25 protein-coding genes are annotated in these 23,795 nt (G+C 67.6%); 22 read left to right on the forward strand and 3 right to left on the reverse strand.

The window, feature by feature from the left end:
- Positions 1-4 precede the first annotated feature (4 nt).
- Genes QJR12_RS05890 through QJR12_RS05910 form a run of 5 tightly spaced genes read left to right on the forward strand, consistent with a single transcriptional unit; the run spans position 5 to position 4,439 of the window.
- Positions 5-910: an acetaldehyde dehydrogenase (acetylating) gene (locus QJR12_RS05890; RefSeq protein ID WP_300579809.1), complete on the forward strand. Its 906-nt coding sequence runs from the start codon at positions 5-7 to the stop codon at positions 908-910.
- The gene (gene dmpG / locus QJR12_RS05895; RefSeq protein ID WP_300579811.1) at positions 910-2,007 is read left to right on the forward strand and encodes a 4-hydroxy-2-oxovalerate aldolase; all 1,098 of its coding nucleotides are present in this window, start codon (positions 910-912) and stop codon (positions 2,005-2,007) included. The genes QJR12_RS05890 and dmpG overlap by 1 nt, the downstream gene beginning before the upstream one ends.
- Positions 2,004-2,786, forward strand: coding sequence for a fumarylacetoacetate hydrolase family protein (locus QJR12_RS05900; protein ID WP_300579813.1), 783 nt, complete (start codon positions 2,004-2,006; stop codon positions 2,784-2,786). Before dmpG ends, QJR12_RS05900 begins: the two co-directional genes overlap by 4 nt.
- Position 2,787: 1 nt before the next feature.
- Positions 2,788-2,997: a 2-hydroxymuconate tautomerase gene (locus QJR12_RS05905; protein WP_213445273.1), complete on the forward strand. Its 210-nt coding sequence runs from the start codon at positions 2,788-2,790 to the stop codon at positions 2,995-2,997.
- 5 nt (positions 2,998-3,002) lie between these two features.
- Positions 3,003-4,439, forward strand: a complete 1,437-nt coding sequence (locus QJR12_RS05910) for an aldehyde dehydrogenase (RefSeq protein ID WP_300579814.1) — start codon at positions 3,003-3,005, stop codon at positions 4,437-4,439.
- A 9-nt stretch (positions 4,440-4,448) separates the two neighbouring features.
- On the opposite strand, the gene QJR12_RS05915 is transcribed toward QJR12_RS05910, so the two are convergent.
- Together QJR12_RS05915 and QJR12_RS05920 are read right to left on the reverse strand one after the other, a co-directional pair.
- On the reverse strand, positions 4,449-5,246 hold the full coding sequence (locus tag QJR12_RS05915) for an IclR family transcriptional regulator (RefSeq protein WP_300579815.1): 798 nt from the start codon (positions 5,244-5,246) through the stop codon (positions 4,449-4,451).
- The gene (locus QJR12_RS05920) at positions 5,243-5,941 is read right to left on the reverse strand and encodes a hypothetical protein (protein ID WP_300579817.1); all 699 of its coding nucleotides are present in this window, start codon (positions 5,939-5,941) and stop codon (positions 5,243-5,245) included. The genes QJR12_RS05915 and QJR12_RS05920 overlap by 4 nt, the downstream gene beginning before the upstream one ends.
- A 303-nt stretch (positions 5,942-6,244) precedes the next feature.
- Between QJR12_RS05920 and QJR12_RS05925 the strand changes: the two genes are divergently transcribed.
- The 17 genes from QJR12_RS05925 (at position 6,245) to QJR12_RS06005 (ending at position 22,805) form a co-directional block, all read left to right on the forward strand.
- Positions 6,245-7,285 (forward strand): phenol 2-monooxygenase, encoded by a 1,041-nt coding sequence (locus QJR12_RS05925; RefSeq protein ID WP_300579819.1) that lies wholly within the window; start codon positions 6,245-6,247, stop codon positions 7,283-7,285.
- The gene (locus QJR12_RS05930) at positions 7,282-7,578 is read left to right on the forward strand and encodes an MmoB/DmpM family protein (protein WP_300579820.1); all 297 of its coding nucleotides are present in this window, start codon (positions 7,282-7,284) and stop codon (positions 7,576-7,578) included. Before QJR12_RS05925 ends, QJR12_RS05930 begins: the two co-directional genes overlap by 4 nt.
- Before the next feature lie 10 nt (positions 7,579-7,588).
- Entirely contained in the window at positions 7,589-9,097 is a 1,509-nt protein-coding gene (locus QJR12_RS05935) for a YHS domain-containing protein (RefSeq protein ID WP_300579821.1), read from the forward strand.
- On the forward strand, positions 9,094-9,420 hold the full coding sequence (locus tag QJR12_RS05940; RefSeq protein ID WP_300579823.1) for a phenol hydroxylase subunit P4: 327 nt from the start codon (positions 9,094-9,096) through the stop codon (positions 9,418-9,420). The genes QJR12_RS05935 and QJR12_RS05940 overlap by 4 nt, the downstream gene beginning before the upstream one ends.
- On the forward strand, positions 9,417-9,785 hold the full coding sequence (locus QJR12_RS05945) for a 2Fe-2S iron-sulfur cluster-binding protein (RefSeq protein ID WP_300579824.1): 369 nt from the start codon (positions 9,417-9,419) through the stop codon (positions 9,783-9,785). Before QJR12_RS05940 ends, QJR12_RS05945 begins: the two co-directional genes overlap by 4 nt.
- A 40-nt stretch (positions 9,786-9,825) precedes the next feature.
- Positions 9,826-10,737: a catechol 2,3-dioxygenase gene (locus QJR12_RS05950; RefSeq protein WP_300579825.1), complete on the forward strand. Its 912-nt coding sequence runs from the start codon at positions 9,826-9,828 to the stop codon at positions 10,735-10,737.
- 32 nt (positions 10,738-10,769) lie between these two features.
- Positions 10,770-11,831: a 2Fe-2S iron-sulfur cluster-binding protein gene (locus tag QJR12_RS05955; protein ID WP_300579827.1), complete on the forward strand. Its 1,062-nt coding sequence runs from the start codon at positions 10,770-10,772 to the stop codon at positions 11,829-11,831.
- A gap of 104 nt (positions 11,832-11,935) precedes the next feature.
- Complete coding sequence (locus QJR12_RS05960) at positions 11,936-12,394, forward strand: hypothetical protein (protein ID WP_300579828.1); 459 nt, start codon at positions 11,936-11,938, stop codon at positions 12,392-12,394.
- Between the two features lie 9 nt (positions 12,395-12,403).
- Positions 12,404-12,712, forward strand: a complete 309-nt coding sequence (locus QJR12_RS05965; protein ID WP_300579830.1) for a hypothetical protein — start codon at positions 12,404-12,406, stop codon at positions 12,710-12,712.
- Between the two features lie 21 nt (positions 12,713-12,733).
- The gene (locus QJR12_RS05970) at positions 12,734-13,759 is read left to right on the forward strand and encodes a thiamine pyrophosphate-dependent dehydrogenase E1 component subunit alpha (RefSeq protein ID WP_300579832.1); all 1,026 of its coding nucleotides are present in this window, start codon (positions 12,734-12,736) and stop codon (positions 13,757-13,759) included.
- Complete coding sequence (locus QJR12_RS05975) at positions 13,749-14,759, forward strand: alpha-ketoacid dehydrogenase subunit beta (RefSeq protein WP_300579834.1); 1,011 nt, start codon at positions 13,749-13,751, stop codon at positions 14,757-14,759. The genes QJR12_RS05970 and QJR12_RS05975 overlap by 11 nt, the downstream gene beginning before the upstream one ends.
- On the forward strand, positions 14,756-16,162 hold the full coding sequence (gene lpdA, locus QJR12_RS05980; RefSeq protein WP_300579835.1) for a dihydrolipoyl dehydrogenase: 1,407 nt from the start codon (positions 14,756-14,758) through the stop codon (positions 16,160-16,162). The genes QJR12_RS05975 and lpdA overlap by 4 nt, the downstream gene beginning before the upstream one ends.
- Before the next feature lie 11 nt (positions 16,163-16,173).
- Entirely contained in the window at positions 16,174-17,472 is a 1,299-nt protein-coding gene (locus tag QJR12_RS05985) for a dihydrolipoamide acetyltransferase family protein (protein WP_300579836.1), read from the forward strand.
- 92 nt (positions 17,473-17,564) lie between these two features.
- Entirely contained in the window at positions 17,565-19,358 is a 1,794-nt protein-coding gene (locus QJR12_RS05990) for a PEP-utilizing enzyme (protein WP_300579838.1), read from the forward strand.
- Positions 19,355-20,434 carry a PEP/pyruvate-binding domain-containing protein gene (locus QJR12_RS05995; protein WP_300579840.1) on the forward strand — a complete coding sequence of 360 codons (1,080 nt, stop codon included), beginning with the start codon at positions 19,355-19,357 and terminating at the stop codon, positions 20,432-20,434. Before QJR12_RS05990 ends, QJR12_RS05995 begins: the two co-directional genes overlap by 4 nt.
- Complete coding sequence (locus tag QJR12_RS06000; protein ID WP_300579842.1) at positions 20,431-21,093, forward strand: HAD family phosphatase; 663 nt, start codon at positions 20,431-20,433, stop codon at positions 21,091-21,093. The genes QJR12_RS05995 and QJR12_RS06000 overlap by 4 nt, the downstream gene beginning before the upstream one ends.
- A 269-nt stretch (positions 21,094-21,362) precedes the next feature.
- Positions 21,363-22,805, forward strand: a complete 1,443-nt coding sequence (locus QJR12_RS06005) for an aldehyde dehydrogenase (protein ID WP_300579843.1) — start codon at positions 21,363-21,365, stop codon at positions 22,803-22,805.
- Positions 22,806-22,847: 42 nt separating this feature from the next.
- On the opposite strand, the gene QJR12_RS06010 is transcribed toward QJR12_RS06005, so the two are convergent.
- Positions 22,848-23,705 carry an NAD(P)-dependent oxidoreductase gene (locus tag QJR12_RS06010; protein WP_300579845.1) on the reverse strand — a complete coding sequence of 286 codons (858 nt, stop codon included), beginning with the start codon at positions 23,703-23,705 and terminating at the stop codon, positions 22,848-22,850.
- Positions 23,706-23,795 lie beyond the last annotated feature (90 nt).

Here is a 23,795-nt window from a genome sequence, read left to right on the forward strand (position 1 = left end):
GGCGGTGGGCAACGCGTCTTGCAAAGCGACTGCGGCGATCGTCGGGCCGGGCAACATCGGCACCGACTTACTGGCGAAACTGCAGCGCAGCGAGCACATCGAGGTGCGGTACATGGTCGGGGTGGATCCGGCTTCCGAGGGTCTGGCGCGCGCGGCCCGGCTGGGCGTGCAGACCTCTGCGGCCGGAGTGGACTGGCTGTTGGCGCAGCAACCGCCGGACCTGGTTTTCGAGGCCACCAGCGCCAAGGCGCACGCCGCCAACGCGGTTCGCTACGCCGAGGCCGGCATTCAGGCGATTGACCTGACCCCGGCGGCGGTGGGGCCATTCGTGTGCCCCCCGGTGAACCTGCCCACCCATATCGACGCGCCGAACGTCAACATGATCACCTGCGGGGGTCAGGCCACCATCCCCATCGTCGCCGCGGTGTCGCGGGTGACTCCGGTGCCGTATGCGGAGATCGTGGCGTCGATCGCCTCGCGGTCGGCCGGGCCGGGAACCCGGGCGAACATCGACGAGTTCACCGAGACCACCGCCAAGGCGATCGAAAGTGTCGGCGGGGCGGCTCGCGGCAAGGCGATCATCATTCTCAACCCGGCCAAACCGCCGATGATCATGCGGGACACCGTTTTCTGCGCGATCGATCCGGATGCCGACCGCGACGCGATTAGCGAGTCGATTCACCGGATGGTCACCGAGGTGCGCCGCTACGTGCCGGGCTACACGCTGCGCGCCGACCCGCAATTCGACGACCCCCGCGATGGCTGGAACGGCCGTGCCCGGGTGGGTGTCTTTTTGGAGGTCCGCGGAAACGGTGACTACCTGCCCGAGTGGGCGGGCAACTTGGACATCATGACAGCCGCCGCCGCACGGGTGGGCGAGCTGTTGGCGGCAGCGAAGGTGGCGATCTGATGAGCGGGCAGGACACCGGCCAAATCCAGGACACCGGCCAAGTCCAGGACACCGGCCAAATCCCGGACACCGGCCAAATCGATGTGCGGATCACCGACACCACGCTGCGCGACGGCAGTCACGCGATGGCGCACCGGTTTACCGAACGGCAGGTGCGTGACGTGGTGCGGGCGCTGGACCGCGCGGGTGTGCGCGTCATCGAGGTGACCCACGGGGACGGCCTGGGGGGATCCACGTTCAACTACGGCTTTTCCGGTGAGGATGAAATCAAGCTGGTCGCCGCGGCCGCGGACGAGGCGGAAAACGCGCGCATCGCGGTGCTGCTGTTGCCCGGTGTCGGCACGGTGGCCGACTTGCGGCAAGCCTACGACGCCGGGGCCAGAGTGGCGCGCATCGCCACCCACTGCACCGAGGCCGACGTGTCGATCCAGCATTTCGGGGCCGCCCGGGACCTCGGCATGGAGACCGTCGGTTTTTTGATGCTCTCGCACATGATCGAGCCCGCCGAGCTCGCGGCGCAGGCCGAAATCATGGTCGACGCCGGCTGCCAGTGCGTGTACGTCGTCGACTCCGCCGGTGCGCTGCTGCCCGACGATGCGCGGGCGCGGGTGGCGGCGCTGGTCGGTCGGATCGGCGACCGGGCCGAGGTCGGCCTGCACGGCCACCAGAACCTGTGCCTGGGGGTGGCCAACTCGCTGGCCGCCTACCAGGCCGGCGCCCGGCAGATCGACGGCACGCTGTGCGCGCTGGGCGCCGGGGCGGGTAACTCGCCGACGGAGGTGCTCGCGGCGGTGTTCGCGAAACTGGGTGTGCGAACCGGGCTGGATCTGCCCGGGCTGCTCGCCGCGGCCGCGGAGGTGGCGCTGCCGTTCATTCCGCGGCTGCCGTGGGCCGAGCGCAACGCCATCGTGCAGGGCTATGCGGGGGTGTATTCGTCGTTTCTGCTGCACGCCGAACGTGCCGCGGAGCGTTACCGGGTGCCCGCGCACGAGATTCTGCAGCGGGTCGGCGAAGCCGGGTACGTCGGCGGCCAGGAGGACATGATCATCGACATCGCGCTGCAGCTGGCGGCCGAGCGCGGGGAGGGTGCGGCATGACCGAATGGGATGTGGCGCGGGCGGCGACGGTGCTGCTGGAGGCCGAGGCCGCGCGTGCCGACCGCGGTCCGGTCACCGCGGAGTGGCCCGGGCTGGATCTGGAGACCGCGTATCGGGTGCAAGACGAGATCGTGTGCCGCAAGGTCGAGTCGGGGCAGCACATTGTCGGGGTGAAGCTCGGGTTGACCTCGCGCGCCAAGCAGCAGCGCATGGGGATAGACTCGCCGCTCACCGCCTGGCTGACCGACCGGATGGCGCTGCCGGTGGGTGCGCCGCTGGTGGTCGGGCAGCTGATTCATCCACGGGTGGAGCCGGAGATCGTGTTCGTGCTCGGCCAGCGACTGGCCGGGCCCGGCGTCACCGCGGCGCGGGCGATGGAGGCGGTGTCGCACGTGTACGGCGGGTTGGAGATCATCGACAGCCGCTACACCGACTTCAAGTTCACCCTGCCCGACGTGGTGGCCGACAACGCCTCCTCGGCGCTTTTCGTCGTCGGGGGAGTGGCCCGCAGGCCCGACGAGGTGGACCTGGCGCTGGAAGCGTGCCTGTTAGCGGTGGACGGTGACGTCGTCGACTCGGCCACCGGCGCCGCGGTGCAGGGCCATCCGGGTGAGGCCCTGGCGCTGGCGGCCAATGCGCTGGCCAAGCGCCAGCAGGCGCTGGAGCCGGGATGGGTGGTGTTGACCGGGGGCCTCACCGATGCCGTGCCCGTCTGGCCGGGCAGCCGGGTCAGCGCCGAGTTCTCCAGCCTGGGCGCGGTCACCCTGAGGTGCGAGTGACATGCCGCTGGTGGAAATCACGCTGGTCGAGGGCCGCCGCGCCGAGCAGATCCGGGCCCTGCTGGCCGAGGTGCATGCCGCGGTGCACCGGGCGATCGGGGCACCGGAGGCCAGCATCCGGGTGGTGGTGCGCGAGGTTCCGGCCACGCATTTCTCGGCCGGCGGGGTGACCCTGGCCGAACGCGCTGCGATGACATCGAAGGAGACCTGAGGAACATGGAATTTTTCGGGCACATCATCGACGGTGAAGAGGTCAAGTCGGCCTCCGGGGCGACGTTCGCCTCGATCGACCCCTACACCCGTCGCCCGTGGGCGGAAGCCGCGCTCGGCGACACCACCGACGCCGATCGTGCGGTGGCCGCGGCGCGGCACGCGTTTGACTCCGGGCCGTGGCCGCGGATGGGATACGCCGCGCGCGGCCGAATCTTGCACCGGTTGGCCGACCTGATCGAGGAGCACGCCGACGAGCTGGGCATGGCCGACACCCGCGACATGGGTAAACCGATCAGCCAGTCACGCGGCAACGATGTGCCCCGTGCCGCGCTGAACTTCCGGTTCTTCGCCGACCACGCGCGGCTGGCCACCGCGGACGTGTTCCCCATGGACTCGGGGCATCATGCCTACACCCGGTTCGAGCCGGCCGGTGTGGTGGCGGCCATTGCGCCGTGGAATTTTCCCTTGATGCTGGAAACCTGGAAGGTTGCCCCCGCCCTGGCGTGGGGAAACACCGTGGTGCTCAAGCCCGCCGAGGACACCCCCGCCTCGGCCACTATCCTGGGTCGGCTCGCGGTGGAAGCCGGAATGCCGCCGGGCGTGTTGAACGTCGTGCACGGCTATGGACCGGACTCCGTCGGGCAGGCGCTCACCGAACACCCCGACGTCGACCGAATCACCTTTACCGGTGAATCCGGAACCGGCCGGGCCATCGCCCGGGCGGCCGCGGCCAACCTGACGCCGGTGAGCCTGGAGCTCGGGGGGAAGGGCGCGAACGTGGTGTTCGCCGACGCCGACCTGGACACCGCCGTGGAATGGTCGATCAAGGCGATCTTCACCAACACCGGTCAGGTGTGCCTGGCCGGGTCTCGGCTGTATGTGCAGCGCGACGTCTACGATGAGTTTCTGAGCCGGTTCACCGCCGCGGCCGAAGCCATGATCATCGGGGATCCGAAGCAGGAGAGCACCCAAATCGGCCCGCTGGCCTCCGAGGAGCACTACCGCAAGGTGCGCGGCTACGTCGACACCATCGAGTCCGAGGGCGGCTCCGTCGTCACCGGGGGGCTCGGCGAGGGCTGGGGGGTGCGTCCCACCGTGGTGACCGGACTGGGTCAGCAGGCCCGCTGCAGCCGGGAGGAGATCTTCGGCCCGGTGGCGGTGGTGATGCCGTTTGACACCGAGGCCGACGCGGTCCGGTTGGCCAACGACACCCGCTACGGCTTGAACGCGATGCTGTTCACCGAGAATGTGCATCGCGCCCACCGGGTGTCGGCGGCGCTGCGGGCCGGCACGGTGTGGGTGAACTGCTTTTTCATCCGCGATCTGCGGGCCCCGTTCGGCGGGGTCGGGGACTCCGGCATCGGCCGGGAGGGCGGCAACTTCAGCCGCGAGTTCTTCACCGAACCCAAGGCGGTGGTGATGCAGATCCAGGCGGGCTAACCCTGGGGCTTACCCGCCCCGCCCCGGCGGGACGGCCCTGATGGTGCGGGAAATCGCCGCGGCGGTCATCAGCAGGGGCTCGACATAGCGGCGCAGCTCGTCTTTTCGGTCCTGTGGGAGCCGACGCACGGTGCCGACGGCCGCCACGACCAGCCCGCATTTGCCGCGCACCGGCACGGCGAGCGATCCGAGACCGTATTCGCGCTCGTTTACGGTCTGGGCCCATCCGCGTGCCCGAACCAGGCGCAGTTCGCGCCGAAACTGGGTCGGATCGACAATGGTCTGCGGTGTCCGGGCGTCGAAATGATGCCCCGCCAGGAGGGCCTCCAACGTGGCGTCGGGCAGGTACGCCATGATCGCTTTGCCGCAGCTGGAGTAATGGGCGGGCATCCGGGCCTCGTGCGTGACCGCCCGGTAGCGGCCGCCGTGGTTTGCCAGTTGCTCGACATACACCACCTCGCTGCCCTCCAGCACGCCCAGATGCACGGTCTGACCGATGCGCTGGTGCAGGTGCACCAAGTTGGGCATCACCGCCTCATGCAGCCGCAGCGGTGCGGTGGCGGCCGTGGCGAGGTCAATGGAGGTCAGGGTGAGCCGATAGGTGCGGGATACCGGGTCGTGCTCCAGCAGATGCTCGGCAACGAGCGCGGTGAGGATGCGGTGCACGGTGCTCTTGCTCAGGCCGAGCTCGCGACTGAGTTCGGTCACTCCCCGCGGACCGGGGTGATGGCCGAACGCCATGAGCACCCGGGCGGTGTTGCGCGCGGAGGACATCCGCTCCCCGGTGCTCTCCGGGGAGCCGGTCACCGTGGCACCGGACCGTGGGCACGCAGGGCGGCCAACACGGCACGACGAAGCACCACCGGATCCGGCGGCTGGTCGGCGGCGAGCTCGGCGACCCTGGCGTCCCCTGGTGCCAGTGCCAGGGCGAGCAGCCGCTGGCAGTGGCGCAGGCCCGCGATCGTCGCCGCCTCCATCTCATCGACGAGGTCTTCGCGCCCCCGGGCGCAGCGGCGCATCGCCGCGAAATCGATCACCGCCGCGGCATGACTGTGTGCCAGCCCCGCACCGAAATGCTCGGCCCGATGGTAGTCCAGTGTCGCGCCCTGCTGCACCACGAGGTGATACAGCGTGGCACCGACGCCCAGCACCCGCCGGACCCCGTCGACCGCCGGTTGCGTCGACTCGTCGAGCGTGGTAAGCGCGGGCAGGATAGTTGCATCGTAGAAACGGAGCGTCCACGACAGCGGCGGTGCCGAACCGCTGGCTTCGATGATTTCGTCGTCGCCGGTGCCCAGGTGGTCGTGGGTGGCGAGCAGGTGCAGATGGTGCAGCCCGACCGCGGCGACCTCGAAGGGACCGCCGGAGACCAGCGGCAGACGCCGACGGGCCGCCGGCGGGAGCGATCGCAGCTCGGTGGCGTACGCGCGATGAATCGCAGTGACGAAACCCGCCGTTGCCCGGCGCATTCGCTGGGCCTCGCGACCCGCCCCAGCTTCCACGACTTTCAGGCTATGCAGCGCGCGGCGGGCACACATCGCTGTTCCGCGATGCAGAACAACGGATTCCGTTCGGAGTCGCCGGCGCCGGGGGCGGTGCCCCGTCAGGCAATAAACCCAAAACCGCCGGGCCTCCCGGCGGGATCTTGCATGATTCCGCTATGCGGAACATTTCGTTGTGAAACCCCGCGGCGTGGCGCATGGTGGGGTCGTGGCGGACACCACACTAACTGCGAAACCCGCAGACGAACTCCGGGAACCCCGCGCTCGGTGGGGCCGGCCGGTTCGGCGCCGAAAGGAGAGCTGATGGTCGGATACGAAATACGAACCCAGGCGGTCGAGCCGATCCGCAACACCTTTCAAAACCTGATCGACCGGTTCGGCGACAAGCCGGCAACCCGGTATCAGGAAGGCACCTACAACATGCAGGCGATGGAGAATTTCCATTACCGGCCGCTGTGGGACCCGCAGCATGAGATCTACGATCCCGACTACTCGGCGGTGAAGCTTGCCGACCCGTATAGCTACACCGACCCCAGGCAGTACTATTACGCGACCTATGTGGCCAACCGGGCCGCTCACTACGAAGCCTTCGCCAACGACCTGAAATACATCGAGCAGCGCGAGCTGTTCGACAGGCTCCCAGAGAACTGGCACGCGTTCGTGGCCCACGCGATTGTGCCGTTGCGGCATTACGAATCGGGCGCCCAGCTGGCCTTCATCAACGGCGCCCGGTTCGCGTGGGGCACGGCGGTGGCCCAGCCGGCGGCTTACGCGGCCATGGACCGGGTGGGCAACGCTCAGCTGCTGAGCCTGATCGGCCTGGCGATGGGCGGGGGAGCGGGCGACAAACTCGCCGAGGCCAAGCGGTTCTGGCTGGAGCAGCCCAGCCTGCAGGCGCTGCGGGAACTCACCGAGCAGGCGCTCGTCGAGCCCGACTGGGTCAGCGGGGTGCTCGCGATCGAATTGACCGACGCGCAACTGTATCCGTTGCTGTTCCGGCACACCGACGATCGCGCGCTGTTCCGCGGTGCGATGGCCTACAGCCTGCTCGCCCAGCACTTCAGCCGGTGGTATGCCGACCATCAGAAATGGCTGATGGCGTTGCTCAAGGCGTGGGTGGAGGATCCTTCATACGGCAGCGCGAACCGTAAAGCGCTGGGCGCCATGGCAGACCGGTGGTATCCGCAGGCGCGGGAGGCGGTGCGCCGCCTGGCCGAGGGAATTGAAACCAACTTCGCCTCGACCTCGATCATGTCCGCCGCCACCCGTTACGCCTCCGAGCTGGCGGCAAGCCTGGAGAAGATCGGCGTTCCCGTCACCGCGCCGGGCGGAGTGCGAGCATGACCGAGACCCGAACCCGACGGGTCCGCCCGGTGGGCGTCGACCTGCAAGACACCGAGGACAATCGCGTGATCATCGACGCGATCGAGCGGGACAATCCCAGCGCCGACGTGCTGCGGATGCCCGGACTGGTCAAAATCACGTCACCCGGGCACCTGGTCATCCGGCGCACCACGGTCGAAGAACTGCTCGGCCGTCCCTGGGAGACACACGAATTTCAGCTGGCGATCGTCTCCTACGTCGGCCACATCGCCGAGTGGGACGAAGACGAGATCGTGATCAAGTGGGAACACTGAAGGAGGAATTGTGGCCAAGGCGTCGATGCGGGAGCGCTACCGGCTCCTGACCCGGGATTTGGACTGGACGCCGACGTATGTCTCGGAAGAACAGCTCTACCCCTACACCCGATTCGAGGGCATCAAGATCCATGACTGGGACGCCTGGGAGGACCCGTTCCGGCTGACCATCGACGCGTACTCCAAATATCAGTCGGAGAAGGACAAAAGGCTCTACGCGGCAATCGAGAGCTTTGCCCAGGGGCAGGGGCATTTGCAGGTGGCCGACGCCCGTTACCTCAACGCGCTCAAGCTCTTCCTGCAGGGGGTTATGCCGCTGGAGTACACGGCGCACCGCCTGTTCGCCTATCTGGGACGGCATTTCAATGGCCCGGGGCCACGGTTCGCGGCGCTGTGCCAGAGCATCGACGAGCTGCGGCACGCCCAAACCCAGACACACGCGATCTCGATGTACAACAAGTACTACGACGGGTTGCACTCACCCTGGAAAATGCACGACCGGGTGTGGTATCTGAGCGTGCCGAAGTCGTTCTTCGACGACGCGCTCTCGGCCGGGCCGTTCGAAGCCCTGACCGCGATCTCGTTTAGCTTCGAGTACTTTTTGACCAACCTGTTGTTCGTCCCGTTCATGAGCGGCGCCAGCTTCAACGGCGATTTGCCGACCATGACCTTCGGCTTCTCCGCGCAAAGCGACGAAAGCCGGCACATGACCCTGGGTCTCGAGGCCATCAAGTTCATTCTCGAGCAGGACGAGGCCAACGTGCCGATCATGCAGGACTGGGTCGACAAATGGTTCTGGCGCGGCTACCGGCTGCTGGGGCTGGTGGCCGCCATGATGGACTACTTCCTGGTGAAAAAGGTGATGAGCTGGAAGGAGGCCTTCGAGCTGTACCTGGAACAGCAGATGCTCGAGGGCCTGTTCCCCGACCTGGAGTACTACGGCATCAGGCCGCCGCGTCACGTCCAGCAGGCCATCGTGGAGAAGGACTACGTCAGCCACCAGGTGCACTGGATCCTCTACCAGTTCTCCCACGCGGCGGCGTTCACCACCACGGTTCCGCCGGAGCCCGAGCTGGACTGGTTATCGCAGCGCTACCCCGACACCTTCGACCGCTACTACCGTCCGCTCTACGAGAAGGCCGCCAGGATGCAGGCGAGCGGCAACCGCTTCTTCTTCCCCGGATTGCCGCAACTGTGCCAGGTGTGCCAGATCCCGATGGGGTTCACCGAAGTCGGGGATCCGACGACCATCAGCCAGCGGCACAGCGTCTACCGCGGGGAGCGCTACAACTTCTGCTCGGACGGATGCCAATGGATTTTCGAGCGGGAGCCGGAGAAGTACGTGCAGGCGTGGTTGCCGGTGCACCAGATCTACCAGGGCAATTGCGGCGGGCCGACAATACCGGACGTGCTCGCCTGGTACGGCATCGTCGACGGTCGCGACAACGGCGAGTACACCACCTCCGAAGACGCCAAGCGATGGGCGAACTGGCACGCACCCCTGGGGGTGGGCAGATGAGTGTTAAGGCATTGGGGAGCTATGACTTTCCCGCAAAAGACCGGCAAGAGCTTTTCGGCGACGACCAGCTCGTCCACGTGCTCTGGGAAAACAACATGTTCTTTTGCGCCGCGGCGTGTTTCCGGGTTCCCCGGGCTATGACCTGGTCGGATTTCAAAACCCAGATGATCGACCCCTGGGCGTCCGCCGACCCGGACTACCGGCCCAACGACGCCACCGGCTGGCGCATCGACGAGGAGGAGATCAACCCGAAGCCAACGGAGACCATCGCCGATCTGGGCATCCCGCATAAAGGCGTGATCCGCTTCCGAGTGCCGCAATGACGATCCTTCGCCTGCTGCCCGGCGACATCGAGCTGTCGGTTCACCCCAACGAGTCGATTCTCGAGACGATCCGCCGCAACGGCTTCACCTACTGGTATGGGTGCCGTCGCGGTGGCTGCGGGGTCTGCAAGGCGGATTTGGTCTCCGGCGAGGTGCGGTATCCCAAGGTGGTCGCCTACAGCGTGCTCAGCGAACAGGAGCGGGCGGCCAATGTGGTGCTGACGTGTCGCGCCTGCCCGGTCTCCGATGACGTCGTGCTTCAGCTGCGCCACGCCGAGCGGCTGAAACTGAACGTCCCGATAGCTTTTGCTATCGGGCAGCACGAGGTGGCGGCCGAAAAGACCCGCAAGACCGCGAGCGCCTAGCTCGCAAACAGTCACCATTTTCGCATAAGGAGGCAGCGCGATGTCAGTGAATCGGATCGGCTACGTGCATGCACGTGTCACCGACCTGGAGGAGGCCATCGGCCATTACAGCAACACCCTGGGCCAGAGCATCGTCGCACAGGAAGAGGGAAAGGTTTACCTGAAGTCCTGGGACGAATTCGACCATCACTCGGTGGTTCTCGAGGAGGGTGGGGTCGGCCTGGTCAAGCTCGGCTTCAAGGTGCACACCGACGACGACCTGGCCGAGTTCGAAAACCGCATCGCCCGGTTCGGGGCACGTAGCGAGCGGATGAGCAAAGGGGAGAACCTCGCGGTCGGCGAGGGTCTGCGGGTGATCCTGCCGTCGGAACACGTGGTGGAGCTCTACACCGAGATGGACTATGTCGGCACCGAAACCGGCACCCTCAACCCGGATCCCTGGCCCCGCCACGCCAGGGGAGTGGCCGTGCACCGGCTGGACCACGCGCTGATCGCGGCCGAAGATCCCGCGCTCGTCGAACGCTTTTTCATCGAGTGCCTGGACTTCCACATCGCCGAGCGGCTGATCACCGAGCCCGGCAACCCGGAGCTCATCGGGACGTGGATGTTCTGCGGCCAAAAGCCGCACGACCTCGCCGTGATCAAGGGTGAGAACGGCAAGCTGCACCACTGGGCCTACTGGCTCGAGGACTGGAACCAGATCCTGCGTGCCGGAGACATTTTCGCGATGGACGACGTGCCGATCGATATCGGCCCCACCCGCCACGGCATCACCCGCGGGAAGACCATCTACTTCTTCGACCCGTCGGGCAACCGCAACGAGGTGTTCGCCGGCGGCTACATCACCGGGGCCGATTTCCCGACGATCACCTGGACCGCGGACCAAATCGGAAAGGGGATTTTCTACATCACCCGCGAACTCAACGACCGGTTCACCACCGTATTCACCTGACAGCGACCAAGCAGCGGAGGTCAAGACGCCCCATGACCGAGACGTTCACCATCACGGTCGAACCGCTCGGCCGTCAGGTGCCGTGTCGCGCCGACCAGAGCATTCTCGACGCCTGCCTGCGCGCGGGTATCTGGCTGCCGCATGCCTGCACCCACGGCACGTGCGCCACCTGCAAGGTGCAGGTCCTCGAGGGCGAGGTCGAGCACAACGACGCATCCAGCTTCGCGCTGATGGATTACGAACGCACCGAGGGCAAGGCCCTGATCTGTGTGGCGACCCCGACCTCAGATGTCACCTTCGAAGCCGATGTGGATGTCGAGGAGGGGGTGGTGTTCCACCCGGTCCGCGACTACACCGGCACGGTGAGCGCCGTCGAGGACTGCGCACGCGCGACCCGGCGGGTGCTGATCGAGCTGGACGGTGAGATGGCCTTCAACCCCGGCCAATACGTCCAGGTCACCATCCCCGGCGCGGGCGTGAACCGAAGCTGGTCGATGGCCAACCCGCCGGGTCAGCCCGGCCTCATCGAGTTGCAGATCCGCAACACGCCGGGAGGTTTGGGCACCGAGGGCTGGGTGTTCAAAGATCTTGCCGTCGGTGACGAGGTGCACCTCGCCGGTCCATATGGTCGGTTTTTCTTTCGGGAAGCCCGCAGTCAGCCCGCCATTCTCATCGGCGGGGGCACCGGTGTCGCCCCGCTCAAGGCGATCGTTCGGCATGTGCTGGAAACCGGGCTGCCGCAACGGCTGTACCTCTACCAGGGCGCGCGAACCGAAGAAGACCTCTATGACGTCGACTTCTTCCGCGGGTTGGCGAAGCAGTTCCCCGAGCAGTTCAGCTATCGCCCATGCCTGTCCGATGAGGAGGTGGACGGTTTTGCCCACGGCCTGGTCACCGACGTCGTGGCGGAGGATTTCGAGACCTGCCGCGGCCATGTCGGCTACCTCTGCGGGCCGCCGCCGATGGTGGAAGCGGCGATCAAGATGCTGATCAAAAAGCGGTTGTTCCCCCGCGATATTTTCCGGGAGGACTTCTTCGACGCGTCCGACAAGGCCACCGGCGGTATCCGCAGCCCGTTGATCAAGACACCCTGATGCGCATCGGCATGCTCGGCGCCGCGGGCCCGCTTCCAGCCGCTGCCAAGCAACGTTCTCGCCCCGGGTGTCCAACGAATATGACAGCCGGACAAGGAGATCCGATGACGAGCGACGACAGCCAGCGTGACGTTGTCTTCACCCCGTTCATGTTGCGGGTGCGTGACGCATTGAGCGGCACCTCCGCGGCGCCGGGCACACTGCAATTCGAACCCAGCGGCACCTGCTCCATCGCCGTGGCAGTAGACGAATGGATGGAGCTGCGCGCCTACGCGGAGCAGATGATCGCCGAGGCGAACGCGATGCTCGACGCCGACACCGAACGCATCACGCTGCGCGACGAATACGGCACCGGCGTGCTGGCATTCGAGCTCAGCTGGCGGGGACACCGATTTCGGTTGCTGGTGCACCGCGACCCGCTGGGCCACACGGCACGGCTCGAGGTCGGTGACGATCTGCATGCGCAACCCGAGAAGCCCGCGGGCAGAAAGGCACTCGATGACGTCATCGTCGACATGTTGACCCAGGCCAGGCCCCACACAGCGGTCAACCCGGCCGGTTGAGGAGGAGTTATGGGCACGGTCCTGGCGGCCCTGGACTTTCGTGGCGACACCGACCAGCTGAAGGCGTGCTACGACAAGGCCTTGCTGCGCATCGTGGAGATCTCGCCGGCGCGGCCGCTGATCCACCTCGCGGTGCCACGCGATTACGGGCTTATGGTGTGCGATGTCTGGGATTCTGAGGATGCCTTACGGGCGTTTCGGCAAAACGCGCAGATCCGTGAAGCGATCATGGAAAGTGGCCTGCCCGAACCGACGTACCGGGTCTTCGAAATACACAATCTCGGCTGGCCGATCTCGGCAACGCCGATGTATCGCTGAGTAGACGAGGGCGAGACAAGCATGACGGTGACGAATAAGACCGCCAAAGCGGGCACCAACGATCGGCGTGGCCGCCAGGCGGCGCCCGCACCCGACCGCGAGCTGTACCTGCGCATGTTTCGCACGATGGCGCTGCAGCGCGCGGTCGAGGACCGGATGGTCAGCATGTACCGGCAGGGTGAGCTGCTGGGCTCGCTGTATACCGGGCACTGGCACGAGGCGATCGCGGTGGGCACCGCCGCGGCGTTGCGCCCCAGCGATTTCCTCGCGCCGCTGCACCGGGATCTCGGGGCGCACCTGTGGCGCGGCGTCGATCCGCGGGAGGTGATGGCCAGTTTCATGGGCAAGGCCACGTCCCCGACCGGCGGCCGGGACGGCACCCTGCATTACGGGCGGCTGGACTTAAACATCTACAACCCGCCCAGCCACATCCCCGACAACTACCCGGTGGCCACCGGCGCGGCGTTCGCGTTCAAATACCGGGGCAGCGACGGGGTGGCGTTGGCGTACTGCGGCGACGGGTCCACCGGGCGCGGCGATTTCCACGAGGCGCTCAACATCGCCGCGGTGCTCGAGCTGCCGTGCATCTTCATCGTGGAAAACAACCAGTACTCCTACTCCACGCCGCTGCGGCTGACCTCGAAATCGAAGGATCTGGCCACCAAAGCGATCGCCTATGGCATGCCCGGCGAGCGGGTCGACGGGATCGACGTGATCGCGGTGTATGAGGCGACCGGGCGCGCGGTCGCCCGCGCCCGAGCCGGCGAGGGCCCTTCGCTGATCGAGGCGGTCACCATGCGCATGCACGGCCACGCCGAGCACGATCCCGCCGACTACGTGCCCCGCGAGCTGCTCGCCGAGTGGGCGAAACGGGATCCGATCGAGGAGTTCGCGGCGACGTTGCGGGAATTGAAATTCGCCACCGACGAGGACATCACCGCCATCAAGCAGGAAGCACGGCAAGCCGCGATCGAGGCCCGGGCGAAGGCGATCGCGGATCCGCTGCCGGAGCCGATCGGTTTGGAGGAGCGTGTCTATGCCGACTAGGCCCGCTGCGCCGGCAAACGCGGCAACACCCAGCGAGGAGGTCAGCTACCTCGACGCCGTCAGTCGGGCGCTGGCCGCGGAGATGGACGCCGACGAGAACGTCTTCTTGATCGGAGAGGACGTCGGGCAATTCGGCGGGGCCTTCAAGGTGACCAAGGGCTTTTTGGACAGGTTCGGCGCGCGGCGAGTGGTGGACACCCCGATCGCGGAGTCCGGGTTCACCGGGCTGGCCGCCGGCGCGGCGCTGATGGGGCTACGCCCCGTCGTCGAGTTCCAGTTCGCCGACTTCATCTCCTGCGCGTTCGACCAGATCATCAATGTGGTTGCGCGGCATCACTTCCGCACCGGCAACCCGATGCCGATCACGTTTCGGTGCCCGTTCGGGGCCCGGCTGCGCGCCGGCCCGACGCATTCGCAAAGCATCGAATCCTACTTCGCTCACGTGCCGGGATTGAAGATCGTCGCGCCGGCGATGGTCAGTGATGCGGCGGGCCTTTTGATCAGCGCGATCCGGGACAACAACCCGGTGCTGTATCTGGAGAGCAAGTACCTGTACCGGCGAATCAAGGCGCCGCTGTCGCTGGAGCCGGTGCCCATCGGCGCTGCGAAGGTGGTCCGGGAGGGCACCAACGTCACGCTGGTCAGCTACTCGGTGGGCGTGCATCAGGGGCTGGAGGCCGCCGCCGAGCTGGAGAAGGAAGGGATCTCCGTCGAGGTTGTCGACGTCAGGACCCTGGTGCCGCTCGACGTCGAGACGATCGCCAACTCGGTGCGCAAGACCGCCCGCGCCGTGGTGCTGCACGAGGCGGCGCGCCGGTTGGGTTACGGTGCCGAGATCGCCTCGGTCATCGCCGAGGAGTGTTTTTGGGCCCTGGATCACCCGGTGGTGCGGGTCGCCGGGAAAAACACCCCGATCCCGACCAGCCCGCCATTGGAGGACGACGTCGTCCCGCAAACCGCCGAGGTCATCCAAACGCTGCGCAAGGTGGCGACGACATGAGCGGGCGCGACCACGATTACGACGTGGTGGTGATCGGCGGGGGTCCGGGCGGTTACGCCGCGGCGCTGTACGGCGCCTCGGCGGGCCTGTCGATTGCGTTGATCGAGAGCGACACGGTCGGCGGCACCTGCCTGAACCGCGGCTGCATTCCCGCCAAAGCGCTGTTGCACACCGCCGAGGTGTACCGGACCGCTGCGGGCGCGGCGGATTTCGGGATTCGCGCCGACGGCTCCGGTGCGCTGACGGCCGACTGGACCCGGGTCGCGGAGCGCACCACGGGGATCGTCGACCGGCTGGTGGGCGGGCTGACGGGGCTGATCAAAAAGCGCAAGGTCGAACTGATCAGCGGGTGGGGCCGGCTGACGGCCTCCGGCGCGGTGTCGGTCGACGGCACAACGCTGCGCGGGCGGGCGGTGATCCTGGCGACCGGGTCGGCGCCGCGCACCCTTCCCGGCTTCGAGTTCGAGGGCGAGCGGATCGTCAGCTCGGACCACAGCACCCGCAGTGCCGGCCTGCCGGGCCGGGTTGCGGTCATCGGCGGTGGCGTCATCGGCTCGGAGTTCGCGTCGATGTTCACCGATGTCGGTGTGCAGACCACGTTGCTGGAGGCGCTGCCCGGAGGGATCCTTCCGATCGGTCCGGACCCGGAGCTCGCCGACGTGCTGCGCCGGGCCCTGGTCAAGCGCGGCACCACGATTCACGCCGGGGCGACAGTGAGCCCACCGGAAAGGTCCGACGGCGGACTCGTTCTGGGATTTGAAGCCAACGGCACGACGGAGAAGATCGAGGTTGACCAGGTGCTGGTGGCGGTCGGACGTCGTCCGCTCACCGCGGACCTGGGGCTGGCCGAAGCCGGAGTTCACGTGTCGGACAAGGGATTCATCGACGTCGACACCACCACGATGGCCACCACCAGGCCGGGTGTCTACGCGGTCGGTGACGTCGTCGACACCTGCGGACTGGCGCACGTCGCCTACGCCGAGGCGATCGTGGCGATCCAGGCCATCCTCGGGGAGAGACCCGTCCCGGTCGACTACGCGCGAATTCCATGGGTGGTCTACACCCATCCCGAGGTGGCCTGGAGCGGCTACACCGAAGCGGACGCCCGGGCCGCCGGCTATGACATCGTGGTGGGTAAGCACAGGTTCGCCGGCAACGGCCGCGCCATGATCCTCGGTGACACCGACGGATTGGTGAAAGTCGTCGCCCAGCGTGACGGACCCGTCCTGGGTGTCCATATCGTCGGGCCGTGGGCCAGCGAACTGCTCGCGGAAAGCTACCTGGCGGTCAACTGGCAGGCCCTGCCCGAGGAAGTCGGCGCGTTCATCCATCCGCACCCCAGCCTCTCGGAGACCGTGGGAGAAACGATGCTCGCCCTCACCGGGCGCGCACTGCATGGCTGAAACGGAGGATCATGGCAGACGACGTGCACGTGGTGACCATGCCGAAACTCGGCGAGACGGTCACCGAGGGCACCGTTTCACGGTGGTTGAAATCGGTCGGCGACCCGGTCGCGTTCGATGATCCGCTGCTGGAGGTCTCGACCGACAAGGTCGACTCGGAGGTGCCCAGCCCGTACGACGGGGTGCTGCTGGATGTGCTTGTCGCCGAGGGGGAAACCGTTCCGGTTGGCACCGAACTCGCCCGGATCGGGCCGGCCGGGGCCAGCGCCGGCGCTACCGCCCAACCGCTTCCGGCCGCCGGCCAGCCGGTCGCCGCCCCCGCCGAGCCGGTGGTGGAAGTGGCGGCCGCCACGCTGACCGCACCCGCCCCGCCCCGCCCCGCGCACCCGGGCAACGGCGGCAGGTCCCTGCTGTCTCCGGTCGTGCGCCGCCTGGCCGCGGAGAACAACATCGACCTGGCCACCGTCTCGGGGTCGGGTGCGGGCGGACGGATCACCCGGGAGGACGTCGTCGCCGCCATCGCCGCCCGCGCCGCCGCGCCGGCGCCACCGGTGGCGCCCGCACCCGTCATGCCCGCGCCGGCCGCGGCGACGGCGGCCGGGGACCGGGAGGAGGTGGTGCCGCTGTCCCGCATCCGGCTGCTCACCGCCGAGCGGATGCTGCAGTCACGGCAGATCTCACCGCATGTGTGGACCTCCGTAGAGGTCGACCTCGAGCGGGTCGAACAGGTTCGGCGGCGGCACAAGGAGCGGTTCCGCCAAGACGAGGGCGTTTCCCTGACGTATCTGGCCTTCATCGCCCGGGCGACGGTCGACGCGCTGCGCGCCTTCCCCACGGTGAACTCGTCGCTCGACATGGCCGCCAAGACGATGACGTTGCACCGTTACGTGAATCTGGCCATCGCGGTCGACCTGAACGAGCAAGGCCTGATGGCTCCGGTGATCAAAGACGCCGATGCGCTCAATCTGCGCGGGCTCGCCCGGGCCATTAAGAGGGTCGGTGACGCCGCGAAAGCGAAAAAGCTTACCGCCGATGACCTTTCCGGCTCGACATTCACGATTACCAACCCCGGGCCGCTGGGCAGCTACGCGTCGGCGGCGATCATCAACCAGCCCAATGTCGCGATCATGTCCACCGACGCCGTCGCGCGCCGACCAACCGTTGTCGGTGACGCGATCGCCATCCACCACATGTGCATTCTCGGGCTCTCCTATGACCACCGGGCGTTCGACGGCGTCACCGCCTCCCGATTTTTGATGTATGTCCGCGACGCCCTGCAGGGTCGCGACTGGGAGACCGAACTGGGGTGAGCAAGCCGATGGCCGACACCCAACCGATGGCCGGTGCCGGCCGGTGGGGGAAAGACCGCGGATCCGCCGATGGGTGCCGTTAGGGTTGAGCCATGGCCGCCGTAGTGCCGATCGACGAGTTCGTCGCGGACCCCGGGTATCCGGGAGACCCCGGTTTTACCGGTGATTCGCCGCCGTGGCCGGCCGAACCGTATTCCCGGTTCCGCGCCGAGGATCAGAGCCGCTTTTGGTTTCTGGATTTCCACTGGCCGCGCGGGCTCACCCCGATGGGTCTGATCAGCATGGTCGACTACACCTGGGGTACCCAGTACGCCGCGCGCCGGCTGCCGCTGCCTTCGGGGCGTGGCATTGCGGTGCGCACCGCCGGAACGCACACCTACGCCGCCGAGATCCCCGTCGATCCGGGCGCGGACAACACCGACCGCGCGGCGCGGTTCGCCCAGGCCCTGCCGGTCTTCATCCGTGACTTCCAGCGCATCTGGCGGGCGCGTCGCACTGAGATCGACGAGGATTGGCAGCGCCTCCGCCGTGCCGACCCCGCCACCATGTCGCGCCGGAAGCTGCGCGAGCATCTGTTGCAGGCCCGCGCCCATCACCGGCGTGCCTGGGAGATCCATTTCGAGTTGATGTATCCGCTGCTGGCCAATTACCTGGCCTTTCGGGGCCTGTGCATCGAGCTGGGTATCGATCCGGCCGACATCTGCCAATTCCTCGACCGCGGCGACACTCAAATTATGGCCACCGACCGCGAGCTGTGGCGGTTGGCGGAGTCGGCCCGCAGCGCCGGGCTGGACACCGTTTTCGCCGCCACCCCGCCCGAGCGGCTGGCGGTGACGCTCGCCAAGACCGGTGGCCGGGCGGTGGGCTGGCTGGCGGAGTTCGAGGATTTCCTCAACACCTACGGTTGGCGCACCGAGGGGATCGACGACATCGCGCTGCCCAGCTGGGTCGAGGACCCCACGTCGCCGCTGGGCACGATCAAAACCTTTTTGCAGATGGCGGCCCCGCACGACTTCACGGCCGCGCGCGCGGCGGCCGCCGAAGCCCGGGAGAGCGCGCTCGATGCGGTCCGCTCCAAGCTGACACGACAGGAGCAGGCCGCCTTCGACGCCGGGTTGATGTCCTGCCGGCAGGCCAATTTCACCTGGTGGAACGAGGAACACGACTACTACATCGACCTGCGCGCGATGCTGCCGCTGCGCCGGGCGTGCCTGGCGGTGGCCGAGGTGCTGGGGGCGGACGCACCCGACGACACGATATTCCTGTTCTGGCCGGAAATCCTGGCGCTGCTAGACGGAAAGGCCGATCTCCGCGGATTCAACAGCCTGATCGCCGAGCGCCGCCAGTACTTCAGCCACTGGCGCCAGCGCCGGGCCGCGATGCCCAAGGTGCTGGGCACGGTACCGGACACCGTCAGCGATCCGATCTTGATCGAGGTGTTCGGGCTCAACAAGCATTTCCTGCACGCGGTGCGCACCGGAGGCCCGGACACCGCCGTGAAGACGCTGCACGGAGTGCCCGCTGCCGGCGGGCGCGCCCGCGGACCCGTGCGGGTGCTCAGCAACGCCGACAACCTGCACCGGATCGAACCGGGTGAAGTGCTGGTGTGCGAGTCCACCTCGCCCAACTGGACCCCGGCGTTTGCCAAGATCGCGGGCTGTGTCTGCGACGAGGGCGGCTCCCTGTCGCACGCGGCCATCGTCGGCCGAGAATATGGGGTGCCGACGGTCACCGCGGTCGGTCTCGGCACCGCCTTGATCCGCGATGGTGACGAGGTGGAGGTCGACGGGTCCGCCGGTGACGTCATCATTTACCGGCATCACGAGGATTCTCGGCGCCACGAGGACGCAACGCCCGAAACGTCCCAGCCCGAACCATCGACATGAGCGGGTTCATCGCCTGGCTGGACGACATGGATCCGGCGTCGGCGATCGCTGTCGCCGGGGCGAAGATGGGCCGGCTCACGGAACTGGCGCACATCGGCATCAGGGTGCCGCGCGGTTTTACCGTCACCGTCGAGGCCTATGCCTATCACTGCGCCGAGTCCGGGCTGGATGCCGTGATCGATCAGCAACTGTCGACGATCACCGAGCCCGTCGGCCGTGATCGGCTCACGGCCGTCGCGGCAACCATCCGCACGGTGTTCGAGCAGACCCCGGTGCAGCCGAAGCTCGCCGGCGCCATCGCCGACGCGTACGCCGATTTGGCATTCCGCTGCCTGGACGTCGGTCAACCGGTGGCGGTCCGCAGTTCGGCGACCGGGGAGGACAGCGCCCAGGCGAGCTTCGCCGGCGTCTTCGACACCTACCTGGGCGTTTCGGGCGAGACCCAGGTGCTCGACGCGGTGCGGCGGTGCTGGGCGAGTCTTTTTTCGGTCCGGGCGCTGTCCTATCGTCTCGAGCACGGGCGCTCGCACCACGACATGCCGATGGCGGTCGGCGTGCTCGAACTCATTCCCGCACGGGTATCCGGCGTCGCATTCTCCATCCACCCGGTGTCGGGGAAACGCGACCGGATGGTGATCGAGGGCACCTGGGGATGGGGCGAGGCCGTCGTGCAGGGCGCGGTGACACCCGACCACGTCGAGGTGGGGAAGGCCGATCGGCGAGTGCTGGCCTATCACGTTGCGGACAAACGGGTGGTCTCCACCTTCGACTACGTCAAGGGTGGGGTGGTGCAGGCCGAGATGCCCGCCCGCTTTCGCACCGCCCGGGTCCTCGGCGAGGAGGAGATCGGGGTGATCGCCGAGGAGGTCTGTGCGATCGAGGATCACTACGGCCACCCGGTGGATGTGGAATGGGTGATCGAACGGACCCGGCGCGCCGGGGAGCCGATCGTCATCGTGCAGGCCCGGCCGGTGACGGTGGCCGCCGGACCCGACGACGCGGCGATCCGCGAATCCGGGGTCACTTGGGATCCGAGCGTCTACGCCGCCAAATACGCGTTCGGCGGACCGCCGTGACGGTGCGGGCGCTGGTGTTCGATTTCGGCGGCCCGGTGCTGCTCACCCCTTTCGAGGCGGTGCGGGGCTTGGAGCGCCGACTCGGGCTGGCGCCGGGCACATTCGATTGGACCGGGCCCTTCGACCCCGCTCGGGACCCGCTGTGGCGCAGCATGCTGGCCGGGCGGATCAGCGAGCAGGAGTATTGGGCGGCCCGGGCCGGGGAGGTGGCTGCGGTGACCGGACGCCCGGGCCTGCGCGCGATGATGGCGCAGTTGTATCCGGCCGACGAAGTCGATGCGTTGATCCGTCCTCAGGCGTGCGACACGGTGCGCGCCGCCAAGGCCGCCGGGCTGCGGACCGCGGTGCTGACCAACGACCTCGCCAGTTACTTCGACGACGACTGGATCGGTCGGGTGGGTTTCCTGCACGAGGTCGACGTGGTGATCGACTGTTCCCGAACGGGGGTGCTCAAGCCCGATCCCGCCGCGTACCGGCCGGTCTTGGACGCGTTCGGGGTGCCGGCCGGGTCGGTGCTGTTCGTCGACGATCAGCCCAGAAACACCGATGCCGCGCGGGCACTCGGCATGGCGACGCTGCTCTTCGACGTGACCCGACCCGCCAGGTCCTACCGCGAGATTATCCGGACGCTCCGGCTGCCGGTAATTTGCTCCCGATAACGTCCTCTTCATGCCGTGTTCATGCCGTGGGCCCTGTTCCGCGACCGGGAACACGGCGCAGCGCAGGCTTCGACGACGGCTTATGCTCCGTCAGAGGTGCAGTCGCCGTCGAGCAGGGAAGGCGCGGATCCGGTGGTGGCCCAGCACCGCGTGGTCCGCGACGCCGGTAGCCATTGGGCCGCAGGCGACGGCACTGTCGCAGAGCGGTGCGAACATCAGACCCGCGTGAGCGTCACGCGCACCCCTATCGATTCGAAACGGAGCATGCCATGACTTCCAAACGCTCGTTCGGTCACATCATCAACGGCGAAGAGGTCGGTTCGCTCGATGGCGCAACCTTCGACAGCGTGGATCCGTGGCCGCGCGAGCCGTGGGCGGAGATCGCCTTGGGCGGTAAAGCCGACGCCGATCGCGCGATAGCGGCGGCCCGTCAAGCCTTCGACGAGGGACCCTGGCCCCGAATGGGTTTCGCGCAGCGTGGCGCGATCCTGCACCGGCTGGCGGATCTGATCGAGCAACACGCCACCGAACTCGCCATGGCCGACACCCGTGACATGGGTAAACCGATCAGGCAGGCCCGCGATAACGACGTTCCGAGGTCGGCGCTGAACTTCCGGTTCTTCGCCGACCACGCCCGGCTGTCGACCGCCGAGGTGTTGCCGATGGACAGCGGCCACCACACCTACACCAGGTTCGACCCGGCCGGTGTCGTGGCGGCGATCGCGCCGTGGAACTTCCCGCTGATGCTGGAGACCTGGAAGGTCGCGCCGGCGTTGGCCTGGGGCAACACCGTGGTGCTCAAGCCGGCCGAGGACACCCCGGTCTCGGCAACGATTTTGGGTCGGCTCGCCATCGAGGCGGGCATGCCGCCGGGGGTGTTCAACGTGGTCCACGGCTACGGCCCGGATTCGGTGGGCCAGGCCTTGACCGAAAGCCCGGCGGTCGACCGGATCACGTTCACCGGTGAGTCCGCTACCGGCAAGATGATCATGCGGGCGGGGTCGACGCATCTGGCCCCGGTAAGCCTCGAACTCGGTGGGAAGGGCGCGAACCTGGTGTTTGCCGACGCCGACCTGGACAACGCCGTCGACTGGTCGATTCGCGCGATATACACCAACACCGGGCAGGTCTGCCTGGCCGGCAGCAGGTTGCTGGTGCAGCGCGCGGTGTACGACGAGTTTTTGTCCCGTTTCGTCGCCGCCGCCGAGGCGATGGTCATCGGTGACCCGAAAGAGGAGACCACCGAGATCGGCCCGCTGGCCTCCGAAGAGCACTTCCGCAAGGTGAAGTCGTACATCGATCTGGTGCCCAGCGAAGGCAAGATGATCACCGGCGGCTTGGGCGATGGCTGGGTGGTGAAGCCGACGGCCGTCGTGGATGTCGCCCCGGATGCTCGCTTGAGCCGCGAGGAAATCTTCGGCCCGGTCGTCGTCATCGTCCCGTTCGACACCGAGCAGGAGGCGGTCGGACTGGCCAACGACACCCGGTATGGCCTCAACGCGATGCTGTTCACCGAGAACCTGCATCGGGCGCACCGGGTTTCGGCGGCGCTGAGGGCCGGCACCGTCTGGGTCAATTGTTTTTTCATACGGGATCTGCGTGCCCCGTTCGGCGGGGTGGGCGATTCCGGGGTCGGCAGGGAGGGAGGCACTTTCAGCCGGGAATTCTTCACCGAACCGAAAGCCGTCGTCATGCAGATACAGCGGAATTGAACCGAGGTATATTAGTGATCAGCACACAGCCAGGAGGACGCGTTAGCCGCGGCGGCGTGCTTCGGCGGCGGGGTGGCGGCCCTCCGGGTGGTCGAAGAGCAGCTCGATCGTGTCGGCGACGCTCAGGTCGTCCCGGTCTTTGACCGCCGCCCAACGCTCGAGTGCCGCGGCGGCGCCGAGCGCCAGTCCGGCGGGAAGCGCGGCGGTGCGCAGGGTTTCGGCTGCCTCGAGCATCTCCGGAGCCCACCGCCAGGCTTTGGCGGCCACCTCCGGGAAGTGGTCGACATCGGCCAGGGGGAAGCTGCGCAGTAGGGCCGCCTCACGCATGAGGTAGTCGTCGACGCCGTGCTCGGTGGCCAATGCGTGCGCCACGGCGGCCAGCACCCGGCTGGCCTTCTGGTAGGACGCGTAGGCCATCTTCAGCGCGGAGGCCTGCCCGATGCCGCCGGGCAGCGTGATCACTTCCAGCGCGGTTCCCGCAAACACATCCGGTATCCCGCCGGCGTCACCGGACAGGTACAGCCGGGTGGTACCGCGCCGGCGGGGCGGTGGTCCGATGATGCCGCCGTCCACCACTCGCGCCGCGGGGAGCAGCTCGGCAATTCGCTTTACCCGAGCCGGGGCGATGGCGTTCGCTTCCACGTACACCCCGGTGTATCCGGCAACCGCGCGGGCCACGTCCTCGGCATGCGCGGGAGGGCAGATCGACACCACGACATCCGCGCCGTCCAGGGCGGCGGTCAGCCCGGCGTGTTCCTCGAGCCCGGCCTCGGCCGCGCGGCGGCGGGTGGCGGCGCTGCGGCCCGCAGCCACCCAGCGCACCGTGGCGCCGCCGGACACGGCCTGCCGGCCGACCGCGGCGCCCATGGCGCCCGGATGCAACAACGTGAGGATGGTCATCGGCCCGATCATAGGTATCCAGCGAGGCGTACGCGTCGTCTCGTGGACTGGGCCCAGCCTTCCCGCTCACCGGTCCGGGGTCACGGGCAG

The organism is Mycobacterium sp., from assembly GCF_029961025.1.
Classification (GTDB): Bacteria; Actinomycetota; Actinomycetes; order Mycobacteriales; family Mycobacteriaceae; genus Mycobacterium.

What these genes read in the sequence shown, in the direction of transcription:
- dmpG (WP_300579811.1), top strand. Translation starts at nt 910, where the DNA reads ATGAGCGGGCAGGACACCGGCCAAATCCAGGACACCGGCCAAGTCCAG.
- QJR12_RS05945 (WP_300579824.1), top strand. Translation starts at nt 9,417, where the DNA reads ATGACGATCCTTCGCCTGCTGCCCGGCGACATCGAGCTGTCGGTTCAC.
- QJR12_RS05975 (WP_300579834.1), top strand. Translation starts at nt 13,749, where the DNA reads ATGCCGACTAGGCCCGCTGCGCCGGCAAACGCGGCAACACCCAGCGAG.
- QJR12_RS06010 (WP_300579845.1), bottom strand. Translation starts at nt 23,705, where the DNA reads ATGACCATCCTCACGTTGTTGCATCCGGGCGCCATGGGCGCCGCGGTC.
- QJR12_RS05995 (WP_300579840.1), top strand. Translation starts at nt 19,355, where the DNA reads ATGAGCGGGTTCATCGCCTGGCTGGACGACATGGATCCGGCGTCGGCG.
- QJR12_RS05900 (WP_300579813.1), top strand. Translation starts at nt 2,004, where the DNA reads ATGACCGAATGGGATGTGGCGCGGGCGGCGACGGTGCTGCTGGAGGCC.
- QJR12_RS05985 (WP_300579836.1), top strand. Translation starts at nt 16,174, where the DNA reads ATGGCAGACGACGTGCACGTGGTGACCATGCCGAAACTCGGCGAGACG.
- QJR12_RS05970 (WP_300579832.1), top strand. Translation starts at nt 12,734, where the DNA reads ATGACGGTGACGAATAAGACCGCCAAAGCGGGCACCAACGATCGGCGT.
- QJR12_RS05910 (WP_300579814.1), top strand. Translation starts at nt 3,003, where the DNA reads ATGGAATTTTTCGGGCACATCATCGACGGTGAAGAGGTCAAGTCGGCC.
- QJR12_RS05965 (WP_300579830.1), top strand. Translation starts at nt 12,404, where the DNA reads ATGGGCACGGTCCTGGCGGCCCTGGACTTTCGTGGCGACACCGACCAG.
- QJR12_RS05955 (WP_300579827.1), top strand. Translation starts at nt 10,770, where the DNA reads ATGACCGAGACGTTCACCATCACGGTCGAACCGCTCGGCCGTCAGGTG.
- QJR12_RS05905 (WP_213445273.1), top strand. Translation starts at nt 2,788, where the DNA reads ATGCCGCTGGTGGAAATCACGCTGGTCGAGGGCCGCCGCGCCGAGCAG.
- QJR12_RS05940 (WP_300579823.1), top strand. Translation starts at nt 9,094, where the DNA reads ATGAGTGTTAAGGCATTGGGGAGCTATGACTTTCCCGCAAAAGACCGG.
- QJR12_RS05925 (WP_300579819.1), top strand. Translation starts at nt 6,245, where the DNA reads ATGGTCGGATACGAAATACGAACCCAGGCGGTCGAGCCGATCCGCAAC.
- QJR12_RS05930 (WP_300579820.1), top strand. Translation starts at nt 7,282, where the DNA reads ATGACCGAGACCCGAACCCGACGGGTCCGCCCGGTGGGCGTCGACCTG.
- QJR12_RS05960 (WP_300579828.1), top strand. Translation starts at nt 11,936, where the DNA reads ATGACGAGCGACGACAGCCAGCGTGACGTTGTCTTCACCCCGTTCATG.
- QJR12_RS05950 (WP_300579825.1), top strand. Translation starts at nt 9,826, where the DNA reads ATGTCAGTGAATCGGATCGGCTACGTGCATGCACGTGTCACCGACCTG.
- QJR12_RS05990 (WP_300579838.1), top strand. Translation starts at nt 17,565, where the DNA reads ATGGCCGCCGTAGTGCCGATCGACGAGTTCGTCGCGGACCCCGGGTAT.
- QJR12_RS06005 (WP_300579843.1), top strand. Translation starts at nt 21,363, where the DNA reads ATGACTTCCAAACGCTCGTTCGGTCACATCATCAACGGCGAAGAGGTC.
- lpdA (WP_300579835.1), top strand. Translation starts at nt 14,756, where the DNA reads ATGAGCGGGCGCGACCACGATTACGACGTGGTGGTGATCGGCGGGGGT.